Source organism: Microbacterium umsixpiens, assembly GCF_053543675.1.
In genome coordinates this window covers 8,627-9,494 of the sequence record NZ_JBLVOH010000162.1, presented here as the reverse complement: position 1 = coordinate 9,494, position 868 = coordinate 8,627, and the positions used below count along the sequence as shown (strand labels likewise).

The 868-nt window shown below is 71.1% G+C and carries 2 protein-coding genes; both read right to left on the bottom strand.

What is annotated here, in order from left to right; genetic code table 11:
* A partial coding sequence (locus ACNPM4_RS15805; RefSeq protein WP_448986313.1) for a hypothetical protein occupies positions 1-263 on the bottom strand: 263 nt, incomplete at its 3' end.
* Between the two features lie 239 nt (positions 264-502).
* A partial coding sequence (locus tag ACNPM4_RS15800; protein WP_448986312.1) for a DUF202 domain-containing protein occupies positions 503-868 on the bottom strand: 366 nt, incomplete at its 5' end.

Here is an 868-nt window from a genome sequence, read left to right as displayed (position 1 = left end):
CCACCCGTGTCGCCGTCCACACCGCGTGCGCGGGCGGGGTGCAACGGGTGCTGTTCGACCCGCACGGGCGGATCATCGGCATCAGCACCACCGACCGGATCTTCACCGCGCATCAGCGTCGCGCGATCACCCTCCGCGACCGTGAGTGCCTCATCCCCGGCTGCCACGTCCCCGCGACCTGGTGCGAGATCCACCACGTCCACGAGCACGCCCGCGGCGGTCCCACCCACACCGACAACGGCGTCGCCCTCTGCTGGCACCACCACAGAACCCTCGACACCTCCGGATGGGAGATCCGCATGCGCCACGGCACACCCCACGTCCGCGGACCCGCCTGGTGGGACCCCACCAGACGCTGGCGCACCCCACAACCCCCGACACCACGACCCCCGACGACACGAACAACGACCTCGCGAAACGACACGCGTTCTGTTCCGCTGCGGGTGTGAAGGGCTGCTGCGGGTGTGATCTGTCGTTGCCGGGAGGACGAGCGCCAGCCCACTCAGCGAACGAGGAGAGACACCGCGACGATGGCGAGGGAGACGGCGCCGAAGGCGGCGGCGAGCGCCGTCAAGGCGAGAAGCATCCCGCCTCCGGGCATCGCCTCGGAAGAGAGCTCCGCCGGTGTGGAGAGCTCCGCCGGTGTCGAGGAGTGCAGGGCGGCGGTCGTCTGCAGCTGTCGGCGCCGGGCGGCCAGCCAAAACGTGCATGCAGCGCCGATGCCGACAACTCCCGGCGCGAGTCCCCACGCAGCCGCGTCGGCCGGCAGCAGAAGGGGGAAGATCCTGAGGGAGACCACCGAGCCGATCGCGATGGCGAGCGCAGTCCGCCGCCACGCGAGTTCCGTGCGCTCCGGCTGCAGTCCCGG